This window comes from Clostridium isatidis, from assembly GCF_002285495.1.
GTDB classification, from domain to species: Bacteria; Bacillota; Clostridia; order Clostridiales; family Clostridiaceae; genus Clostridium; species Clostridium isatidis.
The window spans coordinates 908,309-924,249 of record NZ_CP016786.1; the positions used below are offsets into that span (position 1 = coordinate 908,309).

Below are 15,941 nucleotides of genomic sequence, written 5' to 3' on the forward strand. Positions count from 1 at the left end.
ATGTAAAACATGATAATATTGAATTATAAAAGAATATAAAGCTCATATAAGTCCCATAATATGGTTGGGATGTCTCTACGAAATGACCGATAATCATTTCTCTATGAGCGGAAGTGTGCCTAGGGTTCCGGGGTTAATAATATTACCCGCAGGTCCGAGCGGCACAGATACTAACATTGGTACTAATTTGCCACTGCTGTTTTGCACCCTTTTTTAGGCTATAAGCAGTATAAATACTAATTTGGTATCACACCGAAGGGAGAAAAGCCCAGTCGGGTAGGTTTCGCTTAACCTACCCTGACTGAGCTTTTATTTTTTTATAAATATTATATTTTAAAGGAGTGGATGCAATGGAGTTAATTTACAGAGGCAAAACAAAAGATGTTTATGAATTAAAAGACGGAAATTATATGCTTAAATTTAAAGATGACGTTACTGGTGAAAATGGAGTCTTTGATCCAGGAGCTAATACTGTAGGACTTACTATTGAGGGAATAGGGAAGTCTGGCTTGAGGCTTACAAAGTTCTTTTTTGAAAAACTAAATTTATTGGGCATACCAACTCATTATCTATCTGCAGATATTGAAAAGTCAACAATGACAGTTTTACCAGCAAAAGTCTTTGGGAAAGGTGTAGAGGTAATTTGTCGCTATAAGGCTGTAGGAAGTTTTCTTAGAAGATATGGATTATATGCCAAAGAAAGACAAGAGCTTAATGGTTATGTAGAAGTGACTTTAAAAGATGATTTAAGAAATGATCCATTAATTACTGATGAAGCCCTAGAAATTCTAAATATAATGACAAAAGAAGAATATAAAATTTTAGTTGATCTCGCAAGGAAAATTGGAGAGATAGTTAAGTCAGAGTTATTCAAAAAGGGCTTAGAACTATATGATATAAAATTTGAATTTGGAAGAATAGGAAAAGACAATCATATAGCCTTAATAGATGAAATTTCAGGGGGAAATATGAGGGCATATCAAGGTGATACATATATTGAGCCTTTTGAATTAGAAAAAATTATGTTAACTAAATAATATTAAAATATAAAGTTTAAAAGGGAGTGAAAAAATGAACTGTATACGAGTTTATGTTGAAAAGAAAAAAGAATTTAATGAAGAAGGAAAAAATTTATTAGATGAATTTAAAAATTATTTAGGCATTTCCAGCTTAGAAGAAGTAAGGGTTATAAATGAATATGATATAAAAGAAACAGAGAAAGAGATAGTAGATCAAATTATAGATAAGTTATTATATGAACCTTATACTGATTTGATGTATAAAGATTTAGCTATAAATGAAGATGAAAAAGCTTTTAGAATAGAAGCCCATAAAGGACAATTTAATCAAAGGGAAGATTCAGCAAATGAAATAATAAATAAGTTCTTAGATTTTGATGTTAAAGTTAAGCATTCAAAAATATATATTTTAAAAAATATAAGAGATGAAGAGCTTAAAAAAGTTAAATCCTACTTTATAAATCCTTTAGAATATACAGAGCTTGAGTTAAATCATATAGATGAAGATATTTATGAAAAAGCTAATGAAATAGAAATATTAAATGATTTTATGGATATGGCTGAAAATGAATTAGAGAAGCTTAAAGAGAGATATGGCTTTGCTATGGATATGGATGATTTGTTATATTGTCAATCATATTTTAGAAGAGAAGAAAGAGATCCGAGCATTGCTGAACTAAAAGCAATTGATACCTATTGGTCAGACCATTGTAGGCATACAACTTTTATGACAGAAATTACAGATATTAAAGTTGAAGAAGGTAAGTATAAGGAAATATTTGAAGAAGCAATTAAGGAATATTTAAGTTCCAGAAAGTACGTGTACGAAGAAAATAAGAAAGCAATATCCTTAATGGACTTAGCTACAATTAATATGAAGGAAGTTGGAAAGAAAGGTAAGCTTAAAGATAAGGAAGAAACAAAGGAAATAAATGCAGCTAGTATTGAAATAGATGTTGATGTAAATGGAAAAAATGAAAAATATTTATTAATGTTTAAAAATGAGACTCATAATCACCCTACAGAAATTGAACCATTTGGTGGGGCGGCAACCTGCTTAGGAGGAGGAATAAGAGATCCACTATCAGGTAGAACTTATGTATATCAAGCAATGAGAATTACTGGTTCTGCTGATCCAAGACAAAAATATGAAGATACTCTTGAAGGAAAATTAGCTCAAAGAAAAATTACTCAAACAGCAATGGAAGGTTATAGTTCTTATGGAAATCAAGTTGGATCAGCTTCAGGTTATATAAAGGAATTTTATGATGAAGGATTTGCTGCTAAACGTATGGAATTGGGAGCTTTAGTTTCTGCAGCCCCAAAGAATTGGGTTATACGAGGAGAGGCAGAAGCTACAGATTTAATATTACTTGTTGGTGGTAGAACTGGAAGAGATGGACTTGGTGCTGCTGTTGGTTCTTCAAAGGTTCAAACAGAAAAAGCCCTTGAAAAATTAGGTGCAGATGTTCAAAAGGGGAACCCATTAATTGAAAGAAAAATAATAAGACTTTTTAGAAATCCAAGAGCAACAAGACTAATTAAAAAATGCAATGATTTTGGTGCAGGTGGGGTAGCTGTTGCAGTTGGAGAACTTGCCGATGGATTATATATAGATTTAGATAAAGTACCTTTAAAATATGAAGGACTTGATGGGTATGAAATTGCCCTTTCTGAATCACAAGAAAGAATGGCAGTGGTTATAGACAAGGAAAATTTAGAGGAATTTAAGAGACTTGCAGAGGAAGAGGATTTGGAAGCTGCTGTTATTGCAGAAGTTACAGATAATAATAGGCTTCAAATGGTATGGAGAGGTAAAAGAATAATTGATATAGATAGAGACTTTTTAAATAGCAGTGGGGTTAGAAAGAAAACTAAAGTTAATATAACTATGCCGGATGAAGAAATATATTTAAAAAATAATCCTAGTCATGTAAAAAATAAAGGTATAAAAGAAGCCTTTATTGATAATATGAAAGATTTAAATATCGCATCACAAAAAGGTTTGGTAGAAAGATTTGATAATACTATAAATTCAGGAACAGTATTAATGCAATTGGGCGGTAAAAACATGGTAACACCACAGGAAGGAATGGTAGCAAAGATTCCAGTAGCTAATGGCGAAACTAGGACATGCTCTATTATGACCTTTGGATATGATCCTAAATTAGCAAAATGGAGTACATTCCATGCTGGATATTATGCTGTCATTGAATCAGTAGCAAAAGTAGTTGCCTTAGGTGGAGATTACAGAAAAATCAGGCTATCATTCCAAGAATACTTTGAAAGCTTAGGAAAAGATCCTACAAAATGGGGCAAGCCTTTTGCAAGTCTATTAGGAGCATTTACTGTCCAAAAGAATTTAGATATACCATGTATAGGTGGTAAAGACAGTATGAGTGGAACTTTTGGAGATATCAGTGTTCCACCATCATTATTTAGTTTTGCAGTAACATATGACAAGGTAGATAATATTATTTCAAAAGAATTTAAAAAATCTAATTCTAATATTGTATTAGTTAATTTAAAAGTAGATGAAAATGGGCTAATAAATTTCAATCAATTAAAAGAAAATTATTCAAAAATTAAAGAATTGGCAAATAAAAAAGAAATACTATCAAGTTCTACAATAGGCTTTGGTGGTATTGCAAGAGCAGTTGCTGAAATGGCATTGGGAAATGAAATAGGCTGTGTAATAAATAATGAAATAGTAGATGATTTGTACAAGCCTCTTTATGGATCTATATTGTTAGAAATTGATGGATATAAAGATCTTGAAAAATTATTAGAGGGTCTAGACTATAGCCTAATTGCTAGAACAATAGCTGATAAATATATAAAAATAAAGGATGTAGTTATAAATCTTAAAGAATTATTAAATGAATGGCAAAAACCTTTAAATGAAACCTTTCCAATTGATAATAAGCAAATAGAAATAAATGAAATTACACCATATATAAAGGGTTCTATTGCTAAAATTTCTAACTCAATTGCAGTACCAAGAGTTTTAATACCAATATTCACTGGAAGCCATGGAGAATATGATATGGCTAAGGCCTTTATGGATGCTGGTGCAAAAGTAGAAACTTTTGTATTCAAATCACTTAACAAAAAGGTTATAGAAGAGTCCTATAAAATTTTAGCAGAAAAAATAAAAGCTTCTCAAATTTTAGGATTACCTAATGGTCAAGTATATGGTTCAGAACCTGAGGCTTCAGGAAAACTATTAAAGCTTATATTTAATAATTCCTATGTAAAGGAAGCATTAGATGATCTTATTGAAAATAGCGACGGACTAGTGTTAGGTATTGGAGATGGAGCAATAGGTTTAGTTAAATTAGGTCTAATTGAGAATGGAAGAATATCAGAAACAAATACTAAGGCACCTTACATTACAAGCAATTCAGCTGGAAGATTTATTTCAACCATGGTAGATGTAAAAGTTGTGTCTAACTTATCTCCTTGGATGAGTGAGATGGAAGTTGGAGAAATATATACTGTACCTATAGCTACAAAAGAAGGAAGAATTATACTTGGAAATAATCCCGATAAATTATTAGATAAGGGTCAAATAGCAACACAAATTATTTCAAAAAATGTAACAGGAGCTGATAGATCAGTTGAAGCATTGACAAGTATCGATGGAAGAATTCTTGGAACAATATCTTCTATTGATAGAATAGGAAAAGATATTTATAAGAATATAGAACTAAAAGGACAACACAAAATATTCCTTTCTGGAGTTAAATATTACAAATAATGGATAATGGAGGAAGAAAGATGAAGCTAGCTATAGTTATGGGAAGCATTTCTGATAAAGAAATTGCTTATAAGGTTATAGAAATACTAGAGAAATTTGAAGTGAAATATGAAGTGAAAGTAATATCAGCTCATAGATCACCTGAATTGGCTGCGGACTTTGCAAAATGTGCAGAAAAACAGGGTATAGAAGCAATAATAGCAATAGCAGGAAAAGCTGCTCATTTAGCAGGAGTTATAGCAGCTATGACACCATTACCTGTAATTGGGCTTCCTGTTAAATCTTCTACAATGGATGGATTAGATTCTTTATTATCAGTTGTACAGATGCCTAAAGGAGTTCCTGTAGCTACTGTTGCTATTAATGGTGGAGAAAATGCTGGCTTACTAGCAGTCCAAATATTATCAGTAAAATACCCTGAGCTAAGGGAAAAGCTAAAAGACTACAAAAAGAAAATGACAGAAGATGTAATAAAAATGAATAAGGAACTCAATGAGATTTTAAAAAAATAGGAGGTACAGCATTGAGTGGAGTAGTTGGAATATATAGTTCAAATAGAAAGGATGTAGCACAGGTTGTTTATTATGGACTTTATGCATTACAGCATAGAGGACAGATAAGTGCAGGAATAGCAGTAAATAATAATGGTTTTATAGATTATCATAGGGAGGCAGGTCTTGTTAATGAAGTTTTATCCAAGGATAACTTATATAAACTTACTGGCAATATAGCCATAGGACATGTTAGATATGCTTTTAATTCAAGTAATCAGAGCCTTTTAACTACCCTGCCACTAGTAGCTGGTTATAAAAGAGGTGCATTAGCCATAACTCTTGATGGATCAATTGTTAATTCTAATATTTTAAGAGATAAGTTAGAAGAAGAAGGAGTGATTTTTCAATCTGAGTTAGATGCAGAAGTTATTGCAAACTTAGTTGCTAGAAATAGTAGGGATAATATAGAAGAAGCAGTTATAAAATCTCTAGATGAACTTTCAGGTTCTTATGCTCTAATAATGATGACAAATGATAGGTTAATAGCAGCAAGGGATCCTTATGGTATAAAACCATTATGTCTAGGTAAATTAGGAAAAGACTATATTGTATCTTCTGAAAGTTGTGTATTTGATAATATAGGAGCAGAATTTCTTAGAGATATAGATCCAGGTGAAGTAATTGTTATAGACAATGAAGCTTTAAGAACTATATCAAGAAAAAAAGCAAAAGAAAACTTATGTCTTTTTGAACTAGTTTATTTTGCCAGACCTGATAGTCTTCTATATGGTAAAAGTATTTATTCATCAAGAAGGGAAGCAGGAAGACAATTGGCAAGGGAGTCAAGAAATGATGCAGATATTATAATTGGGGGACCTGATTCTGGAACTGTTTTCGCCATAGGCTTTGCTGAAGAAGCAAATATTCCATATGCTGAAGGTTTAATAAAAAATAGATATGTCGGTAGAACTTTTATACAACCTAGCCAGGAATTAAGAGAACAGGGAGTTATGATAAAACTAAATGCCATAAAAGAAAACATTGATGGCAAAAGAATTATTCTTGTAGATGATTCTATAGTTAGAGGGACAACTATGAAAAGAATTGTGCAAATGTTAAAAAAGGCAGGAGCAAAGGAAGTTCATGTAAGAATAGCTTCACCACCAGTAATAAATGCCTGCCATTTAGGAATGGATACTCCTAGTAAAAAAGATCTAATTGCTGCTAATATGAGTTCGGAGGAAATAAGAAAGCTAATAGGAGCCGATTCACTTTATTTTATGTCTCTAGAAGGTCTAGTTAAATCTGTAGGGAAAAATAATGGATTTTGTACAGGCTGTTTCAATAACAGATATGCTATAGATCCACCAGAAGAGGAGGGAAAAAATGTCTATAACTTATAAGGATTCAGGAGTAGATAAGGAAGCTGGATATAAGGAAATAGAACTTATTAAGGATGTAGTTAAAAAGACTCATATACCTGGGGTGTTAAATGATATAGGTAGTTTTGCAGGTTTATTTCAAATTGATATAAAAAAATATAAGGAGCCTGTGTTAGTATCAGGAACAGATGGAGTAGGAACTAAGCTAAAGATTGCTTTTATGCTGGAAAAGCATGATAGCATTGGAGAAGATTGTGTAGCTATGTGTGTTAATGATATTCTCTGCCAAGGAGCCAAACCTCTATTTTTCTTAGATTATATTAGCACTGGTAAATTGATCCCTGAAAAAATGGCCAAAATAGTTGAAGGGATATCTAATGGATGCTTAAAAGCAAGCTGTGCTTTAATTGGTGGAGAAACCGCTGAAATGCCGGGCTTATATGAGAAAGAAGAATATGATTTAGCTGGTTTTTGTGTAGGTATAGTAGATAAAGAAAATATTATAGATGGCTCTACAATAGCAGAGGGGGACATAATAATTGGACTAGCTTCTTCAGGAGTTCATAGCAATGGATATTCATTAATTAGAAAGCTCCTATTAGAAAAGGAGAAATTAGATTTTAATAGATATTATGCTAGCTTGGACTCTAGCTTAGGAGAGGAATTACTAAAACCTACAAGGATTTATTATGACCCTGTATATGGCTTAATTGAAAATTTTAATATTAAAGGTTTATGCCATATTACAGGCGGTGGATTTTATGAGAATATTCCTAGAATGCTGCCTGATGGACTAGAGGCGAATATAAAAACTTGGCTAATCGATACTCCTCCGGTATTTAATTTGATACAAGAATTGGGAAATATTGATATTGATGAGATGTATTCTACCTTTAATATGGGGGTTGGAATGATGTTTGTTATTTCAAAAGAAGATCTGCCAAAAATAAAAAACTATTTACAGGAAAGAGATGAGAAGTTTTATATATTAGGAGATATTAAAAAAGGCAATAAGGGTGTTAAATTATGGCACAAACCAAAATAGGAGTACTAATTTCAGGTGGCGGAACTAATTTGCAGATCTTAATTGATAATATAAAAAAAGGCTATATAAATGGAAGTATAAAATTAATTATTTCCAATAAAGAAGATGCCTTTGGTTTAGAAAGAGCTAAGAAAGCCGATATTGAAGCAATATATATTAACCCAACTCTGTATAAAAATGCAGTAGATTATGATAGAAAGCTAATTGAGGAATTTAAAAAAAGGGATATTGAATTAATAGTATTAGCAGGATATTTAAAAATACTTTCAAGAGAGTTTGTAGTTGAATATAGGGACAGGATAATAAATATACATCCTTCTCTTATCCCTAGTTTTTGTGGAAAAAGCTTTTATGGGAAAAGGGTACATAAGGCTGTACTTGATTATGGCTGCAAAATAACTGGAGCAACTGTTCATTTTGTAGATGAAAATACAGATACTGGACCAGTGATACTACAGGAACCAGTAAAAGTTTATGATGATGATACTGTGGAAAGTCTTCAAAAAAGAGTATTGGAAGCTGAACATAAGATTTTATCAAAAGCTGTAAAGTTGTTTTGTGAGGGAAAGCTAAAAATAGAAGGAAGACATGTAAAAATAATTGAGGAGTGATATTATGAAGCGTGCGTTAATCAGTGTTTATAATAAAAAAAATTTATTTAGCTTTGCAAAAGGCTTAATTGATCTAGGCTGGGAAATAATATCAACTGGGGGAACAGCTAAGGATTTAAAAGCTGAAGGATTAAAGATAATAGAGATAGAGGAGATTACAAAATTTCCAGAAATATTAGATGGTAGAGTAAAAACTTTAAATCCATATATACATGCTGGCTTATTATATAAAAGAGATGAAGAGGAGCATTTAGAAACTATTAAGACCTTAAATATAAATTCAATTGATATGGTAGTCAATAATTTATACCCTTTTGAAGAAACTATAAAAAATCCAAATTCAACTCAAGAGGAGATTATTGAAAATATTGATATTGGTGGTCCATCTATGATTAGGGCAGCAGCTAAAAACTATAAATTTGTTACTGCAATAGTTGATCCTGAAGATTATGAAAAAGTATTAGATGAGCTCAATAAAAAAGGAGATATAAGCTTAAAAACAAGAGAATATTTAGCCTGTAAGGTCTTTAGCTATACAGCATACTATGATGCTTTAATTTCAAGCTATTTTAATAAACTAACTAAAATAAAATTTCCAGAAAAATTAACTTTAGCTTTAAATCGTGCTCAGGAGTTAAGATATGGAGAAAATCCTCATCAAGAGGCAGTCTTATATAAGGAGGTCTTTGATCTCCCAGGCTCTATTAGTTCAGGCAAGCAATTACATGGAAAGCAGCTTTCTTTTAATAATTTCAATGATGCAAATGGAGCCTTGGAAATATTGAAAGAATTTGAAGAAGCTACAGTAGTAGCAGTAAAACATACAAATCCATGTGGCATTGGAAGCGGAAAAAATTTAATTGAGGCTTATAAAAAGGCATATGAATGTGATAAGGTATCTATATTCGGTGGCATCATTGCAGTAAATAGAGAAATAGATGCTGATGTTGCAGAGATGATTAATTCGATATTTATTGAAGTTGTGATGGCCCCTTCCTTTACAGAAGAAGCTTTAAAAATACTAACTCAAAAGAAAAACATAAGATTAATCCAAATAGATGATATTAATAAAAATAATTATAATGCTCTAGACTATAAGAAAATATTAGGAGGATTATTAGTACAAGATAGAAATGAATTACTTTTAAAGGATGAGTATAAAGTAGTAACTAAAAAACAGCCAACTAGGGAAGAAATGGAAGATTTATTATTTGCCTGGAAGGCAGCTAAGAATATTAAATCTAATGGGATAATAATAGCAAAAGATAAGGCTACTGTTGGAATAGGTCTTGGAGAAGTAAATAGAATATGGGCAGCAGAAAAGGCAATAGAAAGAGGGGGATATAAAGTAAAAGGAAGTGTAGCAGCTTCAGATGGTTTCTTTCCTTTTTCAGACTGTGTTAAAGCTTTAGCCGAAGCAGGTGTTACAGCTATAATTCAGCCAGGAGGGTCTATTAGAGATGAAGAATCTATAAAAGAAGCAGATAAATATGGAATAGCAATGGTATATACAGGAATAAGACACTTTAAGCATTAAAAAGAGGATTAATTTTTGGAGGTATAGGATGAAAATTTTAGTTGTTGGAAGTGGTGGAAGAGAACATGCCTTAGCTTGGAAGATTGCTCAGTCTGATAAGGTTAGTAAGATATATTGCGCACCAGGTAATGGTGGAACTAAGGATATAGCAGAAAATATTAATATTAATCCTAATGAAATAGATAAGCTTCTTAAATTTGCTTTGGAAAAAAAAATAGATTTGACTATAGTAGGTCCTGAGGAACCTTTAGTTTTAGGCATAGTTGATGAGTTTAAAAAACATAATTTAAAAATTTTTGGCCCTAATAGGAAATGTGCACAATTAGAAGGAAGTAAAGATTTTTCAAAGAAGTTTATGAAGAAATATAGTATTCCAACAGCCAAGTATAAATCATATACAGATTATGAAAAGGCCATAGGAGATTTAGAAAATTATAAATTTCCTCTAGTAATTAAAGCTGATGGTTTATGTGCAGGTAAAGGGGTTATTATTTGTAACTTTAAGGATGAAGCAGAAGTAGCCTTAAAGGATATATTAGTAAACAAATACTTTGGTAGCGAAGGTAATAAAGTGATAATAGAAGAATTTTTAGATGGGGTTGAAGCTTCCTTATTATGTTTTGTAACAAATGGAAAGATAATACCTTTAGAAAGTGCCAAGGATTATAAAAAAATATATGAAAAAGATTTAGGGCCAAATACTGGTGGAGTTGGATGTTTTTCACCTAATCCATTATTTACAGAGGAACTTAAAGCTTCTATTAGGAAAAATATTTTGAATAAAATAATAGTGGGTTTTAATGAAGAAAGATTAGATTTTAATGGTATCTTGTTTATAGGACTTATGCTAGTAGAAGGAGAAGCTAAAGTTTTAGAATTTAATGTAAGATTTGGCGATCCTGAAACAGAGGTAATAGTTCCTAGACTAAAAAGTGATATAGTAGATATATTTTTAAAGGCTCTTGACGGAAGTTTGAGTGAGGAAGATTTAATATGGGATGATAGAGTTAGTTTAACAGTAGTTTTAAGCTCAGAGGGTTATCCGTCATATTACAAAAAAGGTCATGAAATTATCATTAATGAATTAGGGTCTTCAATAATATTATTTCATAATGGAACAAAACATGAAGGAGAAAAATTACTTACTGATGGAGGAAGGGTTCTTTCTGTAACTAGTTTAGGAGAAACAATAGATAAGGCAAAAAAAGAGGTATATAAAAATATAAAAAAGATAAAATTTCAGGGGGCATACTATAGAACAGATATAGGAGAAATATATAGATAGCTAATTTTAATGTACAATGCAGAATGATCAATATTTATATATAATGAAGGAAATTTTAAGGAAAAGTTTAAGTAATCCTTCTTGTTACATTCTTCATTGTACATTTTATATATTTTATTCAAGTATATTTTTAACCATTGGATTAACTTTTGATCTATCAAATTTACCAGCAATTTTAGGCATAATTTCTTTCATTATTTTGCCCATATCTGCTTTAGTATAGTTATTAGCAGCAATAATATCTCTTATCATTTTTTCAACTTCTTCTTCACTTAATTGAGCCGGTAAATATGGAGTTAATAGGTTAATAGCAAAAGAGCCTTCAGCTATTTTTTCTTCATCATTCAGCTGTTTAGCATATTCAAGAGTTTCTTTTAATTGTTTTATTTGCTTTTCAATTATCTTAATGACAACATCATCAGTAGCTTCTTGTCTTTCATTAACTTCATAAGCTTTAATTTCTGAGTTAACTAATCTTAATACATTTACTGTTTGTTTGTCTCTTGCCTTCATAGCTGCAATTTCGTTTTTCTTTAATTCTTCTTTTAACATGGTTTCACCTCTTTATATATTTGTTACTAGAAAAATTATATACTTTTAGGATTTTTTTTGCAAGGTAACCTAATTTAGTTAAAGCTAATATACTCTCCGACAGTAATAGCCTTAGAATTAGGACTGTGACCTAACTCTGATGTTTTTATTATTGGAATATTGGAACTTATTTTATTCTTAATCAAATCTTCTATTTTAATATTATGATTATTTCTTTCATATTCAGTAAATTCTCCAAGAATTAATCCCTTGATTTTTTCAAATGCATCTAGCTGTTTAAGTTGAGCAATATATGTAGATATTTTATTTATATCACCGCTTAGGGCTTCAAGGAAGAGTATTTTATTTTCAAAATCAGGCATATACTCTGTACCAGCAAGTTTTAATAAACAGCGAATATTACCTCCTATAACTATTCCATCCATTTGCTTTCCATTTACCCAAGAATATTTAAAATCAAATAGATCTTTTCTTCCCTCTAGAAAGGTATTTTTAAAGTTTGTTATTTGAGTGTTAGTATTATCTCTTATTAAATTCCTTATTTGATAGTTATAGCTGGGAATATTACATTTCTTATAAAGGGAATTTAGTATAACTGTTAAATCACTATAGCCGAAGAAAGGCTTATTGTTTTTAGTGATTATATTAAAGTCAATATAATCTAATATTTCATTTGCAAGATCCCCTCCAGATATATCAAAAATAGCCTTAATATTTTTATCTTCATACATTTTTATAAGATCCTTAGCCCTATAAATTGGGGCTTGAGTATTATTATTACTATCTTTAAATAAGCTGTTTGAAATAACTACATTCAGCTTCATTGAAGATAGTATTTTAATTAAATTTAATATATCATCCTTTTTATTTAAATCATATCCATTAGAGCAGGATACTAAACCTATTTTATCTTCTTTGTTAAGTATATTTTTCATTATAACCTCCATAATTTTGATTAATATTTTTGATGTATATAATTTGCTATAAAAGAAATTATATATATTAAATGTATCTTATATATATTTTAATATATCCTTTTAGAATAATTCTATTTTTATATGAATATTTTTAAGAAAGAAGAAGTTTATAATGGAGGATATATGAAATATAGACTTTATGTTAATGGGAAATGTAAAAACACAAGAAAACTGACTGGAAGCATAGGCATTGGAGGAGTAATAATAAGTGACGATGGAAAGGAAATTTCTTTTTCAAAAACTTTAGGTGCAGGAACCTGTTGTGAAGCTCAAATTTATGCTGTCTTTTATGGAATAGAAGAAATATTAAAGTTTAATGATGTAGAAGATATAAATGTCTATTTGTCAAACTTGGCCCTTGTAAATTATCTTAATGGCGAAAATAGTGAGATAAGTAATAATTCTGAAATTTTAGCAAAAAAATTAAAGGAATATATTAATAAATTAAAGGTAAGAATAATATTTGGTTACTTTGATGTCAGAGATTATCTATATGTTTCTTCTCTTGCAGAAGAAGCAATAAAATTGTAAAATAAAATAAATGGAAGAATTTAAATATTTTAAAAGGAGTGTTTATTATGATTAAAAAATTGGGAATTTATAAATGTGAGGTGTGTGGCTCCGTTGTAGAAGCTCTAAGAGAAACTGGCGGCAAGTTAGTATGCTGTGGTAAGGAAATGAAATTATATCAAGAAAATACAGTTGATGCTGCTGTAGAAAAACATGTACCTGTATATGAAGAAAAAGATGGAGTAACATATATCAAAGTTGGTGATGTTGAGCATCCAATGATACCAGAACATTATATTGAATGGATAGAAGTAATAACTAAAGATGGCAAAGTATACAGACAAGAATTAGATTCAAGCAAGAAACCAGAAGCTGAATTCAAAATAAATGGGGAAATTGAAAAAGTTAGAGAATTATGTAATATTCATGGTTTATGGACTACAAAATAATTAATTAAGAAAAAAGGGGCTGTCTTAACAGCCCTTTTAACATGAAATATTCGTATTTCATTGTGTAATTAGCAACTTTTATAGTTCAATTTTGAAATATCTGGAGGAATACAATGAAAAAATATTATAATATAAGTACATTTATTATATTTGGTTTATTTAGTATAATTGTAACTTTTTATTATCCATATTTAAATCAAAGTGTAGGGTTAGATTTAGCTGATGTTAGTAAGGTTGTAACTTTAGGAGCTTTATTTAATATTATTGGACAACCTTTATTAACTAATTTTTATTCTAAGGTAAAAGATAAAAAGAAATTTATTATTAGATATTTAATAACAGTTTTATTAGCAATAATAGGTTTAATGTTTATTAATGTACATACTGCAATATATTTTGCCATGATTTATGGCTTTATTTTAAATTCACTAGCAGGTATATTTGAGATATATATTGAAGAACTTGCTTCCCTTAGTGAATATGAATTTTCAGATATAAGAAAATGGGGTTCTATAGGTTATGCTTGCATTGTTTTTCTAGGAGGCTTAATAATAAGTAGCTTTAATTATAGAGCATTACATTTATCAGCTTTAGCTTTATTAATTTTTTTAATGTTAATAATACTATTTAAGTTTGCAAATAATAATAGTAAAAAGGAAATAAGAAAAAGTAATGAAAAAGTTGAAGTAAAAGATTTGCTTAAAAATAAAAATATATTATTTCTATTTTTAGCAGTTGCTTTAGGAATGGGTAGCTATATGGGCTTAGACTTTGCATATTCTACCTATTTAGTTGACATAATAGGAGATACTGATAAAGCTAATAGTATTTATAGTACATCTATAAGTTTGAGGGTTGTAGTAGAATTCTTTTCTTTTATGATAGTTTCTAAATATGCTGGAAAATTAAATAGTAAAAAATGTTTAATGACTGCATTAACTATTGCTTCCATTAAAGTTTTATTATTTTCAACCGGTTCAGTTATACTTATAGTTTTAGGTGATCAACTTCATGGAGTTTTATATGGAATTTATCTAACATTTTTATTTAAGTATCTTAGAGATATTGTTGAAAGTGATTTAGTAGCTATTTCTTTTTCTATCTTATCAGTATTAAGTACTGGGGGATCTAATTTTATTTATCCTTCCATTTATGCATGGCTTCAAAAAAGCTTTGGTTATTTTAGCATGTATTTAGCTGGCTTTATTTTTATTATTAGTTCAATATTTATCTTTTTTGCTATATTACCAAATCCAACGAGAAAAAATAATTAGAATAATTTTGTAGATTAAATAGTATTTACAGTTAACAAAATTTAGGTTATATTAATGTTCATAAACTATACATTACAATAAGGAGATGCAAATGAGAACAAAATATAAAAACCCAAAAGAACTAGGTACCTGCCTTAAGGATTTAGTTGATAATTATTTAGAAGATTTATTAAGCGAAGAAATTCTAAAAGAAAGAGTAATGAAGATAATTGAAGTAAATGGAGAAAGAGCATATAAGGATGGAAAAATAGTATCTAAAATATATCCATACTTAGGAGATGAAAGAGCAGAAATTATTAATAAAATAATTGAAAATAAAGAGTTAAATTAGAGGACTGTCTTTGACGGTCCTTTAATTTAAATAATAGTTTAAATTGAAAGCTTGAAGTATTGTGGAGGGGATTGTATGATAAATAATCTAATAAAAAAATTTAATAATAATATTCCATATATTAGCGGTTGGAAAAAGATGAAAAGATCAGCAGTGGCTATATTACTGCTTGAGATAGGTAATAAGTTAAATGTAGTTTTTGAAATAAGGGCTAAATCTATGAAAACTCAGCCTGGTGATATTTCCTTTACTGGAGGGGGAATAGAAAAGGCTGAGAAAGCTGAAGATGCTGTGATAAGAGAAATTAAGGAAGAAATAGGCTTAGATAAAGAGGATTTTGATATAATCTGCCCCCTAGACCTTCTTATTACTCATTATAATCAAATAATTCATCCCTATTTAGGCTATATTAAAAATCCAGAAAAAATACAATTAAATCTTGATGAAGTAGAGGAATTATTGATTATTCCCTTAGAAGAATTATTAAAAATTAAGCCGATAAGAGTGAAAAATAAGCTTGAAGTTAACAGAGATAATTTTCCTTATCATTTAATTAATGGGGGAGTTAATTATAATTTTTATCAAGGAGAATTAGAAACTCTTTTTTATGTTTATAAGGATAAAGTGATATGGGGGATGACAGCAAAAATTTTAGAAGATTTTATAAATATTTATAAAAAGTGCGAATAATAGCATATTCGCACTTTTATTAATT

15 protein-coding genes and 1 riboswitch are annotated in these 15,941 nt (G+C 29.8%); of the genes, 13 read left to right on the top strand and 2 right to left on the bottom strand.

Annotated elements, in window-relative coordinates; all coding sequences use genetic code 11:
* The first annotated feature begins 22 nt into the window (after positions 1-22).
* Positions 23-124: riboswitch (purine riboswitch) on the top strand.
* A gap of 226 nt (positions 125-350) precedes the next feature.
* The 8 genes from BEN51_RS04365 to purD are packed head-to-tail and all read left to right on the top strand — an operon-like array spanning position 351 to position 11,133.
* Complete coding sequence (locus BEN51_RS04365; protein ID WP_119864868.1) at positions 351-1,037, top strand: phosphoribosylaminoimidazolesuccinocarboxamide synthase; 687 nt, start codon at positions 351-353, stop codon at positions 1,035-1,037.
* 34 nt (positions 1,038-1,071) lie between these two features.
* Positions 1,072-4,779: a phosphoribosylformylglycinamidine synthase gene (locus BEN51_RS04370; RefSeq protein ID WP_119864869.1), complete on the top strand. Its 3,708-nt coding sequence runs from the start codon at positions 1,072-1,074 to the stop codon at positions 4,777-4,779.
* 20 nt (positions 4,780-4,799) lie between these two features.
* Positions 4,800-5,291 (top strand): 5-(carboxyamino)imidazole ribonucleotide mutase, encoded by a 492-nt coding sequence (gene purE / locus BEN51_RS04375; protein WP_119864870.1) that lies wholly within the window; start codon positions 4,800-4,802, stop codon positions 5,289-5,291.
* 11 nt (positions 5,292-5,302) lie between these two features.
* Positions 5,303-6,676, top strand: coding sequence for an amidophosphoribosyltransferase (gene purF / locus BEN51_RS04380; RefSeq protein ID WP_236906256.1), 1,374 nt, complete (start codon positions 5,303-5,305; stop codon positions 6,674-6,676).
* Positions 6,660-7,700, top strand: coding sequence for a phosphoribosylformylglycinamidine cyclo-ligase (purM, locus tag BEN51_RS04385; RefSeq protein WP_119864872.1), 1,041 nt, complete (start codon positions 6,660-6,662; stop codon positions 7,698-7,700). Before purF ends, purM begins: the two co-directional genes overlap by 17 nt.
* The gene (purN, locus tag BEN51_RS04390; protein ID WP_119864873.1) at positions 7,682-8,311 is read left to right on the top strand and encodes a phosphoribosylglycinamide formyltransferase; all 630 of its coding nucleotides are present in this window, start codon (positions 7,682-7,684) and stop codon (positions 8,309-8,311) included. The genes purM and purN overlap by 19 nt, the downstream gene beginning before the upstream one ends.
* 4 nt (positions 8,312-8,315) lie before the next feature.
* Positions 8,316-9,848, top strand: coding sequence for a bifunctional phosphoribosylaminoimidazolecarboxamide formyltransferase/IMP cyclohydrolase (gene purH, locus BEN51_RS04395; protein ID WP_207652800.1), 1,533 nt, complete (start codon positions 8,316-8,318; stop codon positions 9,846-9,848).
* A 28-nt stretch (positions 9,849-9,876) separates the two neighbouring features.
* Positions 9,877-11,133 (top strand): phosphoribosylamine--glycine ligase, encoded by a 1,257-nt coding sequence (purD, locus tag BEN51_RS04400; RefSeq protein WP_119864874.1) that lies wholly within the window; start codon positions 9,877-9,879, stop codon positions 11,131-11,133.
* Positions 11,134-11,247: 114 nt separating this feature from the next.
* Here purD and BEN51_RS04405 read toward each other — a convergent pair whose 3' ends face one another.
* Positions 11,248-11,685, bottom strand: a complete 438-nt coding sequence (locus BEN51_RS04405) for a GatB/YqeY domain-containing protein (RefSeq protein WP_119864875.1) — start codon at positions 11,683-11,685, stop codon at positions 11,248-11,250.
* Positions 11,686-11,759: 74 nt separating this feature from the next.
* Positions 11,760-12,623, bottom strand: a complete 864-nt coding sequence (locus BEN51_RS04410; protein ID WP_207652811.1) for a S66 family peptidase — start codon at positions 12,621-12,623, stop codon at positions 11,760-11,762.
* 162 nt (positions 12,624-12,785) lie between these two features.
* Between BEN51_RS04410 and BEN51_RS04415 the strand changes: the two genes are divergently transcribed.
* The 5 genes from BEN51_RS04415 (at position 12,786) to BEN51_RS04435 (ending at position 15,916) form a co-directional block, all read left to right on the top strand.
* The gene (locus BEN51_RS04415; RefSeq protein ID WP_119864877.1) at positions 12,786-13,193 is read left to right on the top strand and encodes a hypothetical protein; all 408 of its coding nucleotides are present in this window, start codon (positions 12,786-12,788) and stop codon (positions 13,191-13,193) included.
* 47 nt (positions 13,194-13,240) lie between these two features.
* Entirely contained in the window at positions 13,241-13,621 is a 381-nt protein-coding gene (locus BEN51_RS04420; RefSeq protein WP_119864878.1) for a desulfoferrodoxin, read from the top strand.
* Between the two features lie 113 nt (positions 13,622-13,734).
* Positions 13,735-14,895, top strand: coding sequence for an MFS transporter (locus tag BEN51_RS04425; RefSeq protein WP_119864879.1), 1,161 nt, complete (start codon positions 13,735-13,737; stop codon positions 14,893-14,895).
* A gap of 91 nt (positions 14,896-14,986) precedes the next feature.
* A complete protein-coding gene (locus BEN51_RS04430) occupies positions 14,987-15,226 on the top strand; it encodes a TIGR04540 family protein (RefSeq protein WP_119864880.1) in 240 nt (79 codons plus the stop codon).
* Positions 15,227-15,301: 75 nt separating this feature from the next.
* Complete coding sequence (locus BEN51_RS04435; protein WP_119864881.1) at positions 15,302-15,916, top strand: NUDIX hydrolase; 615 nt, start codon at positions 15,302-15,304, stop codon at positions 15,914-15,916.
* The last annotated feature ends 25 nt before the right edge of the window (positions 15,917-15,941 follow it).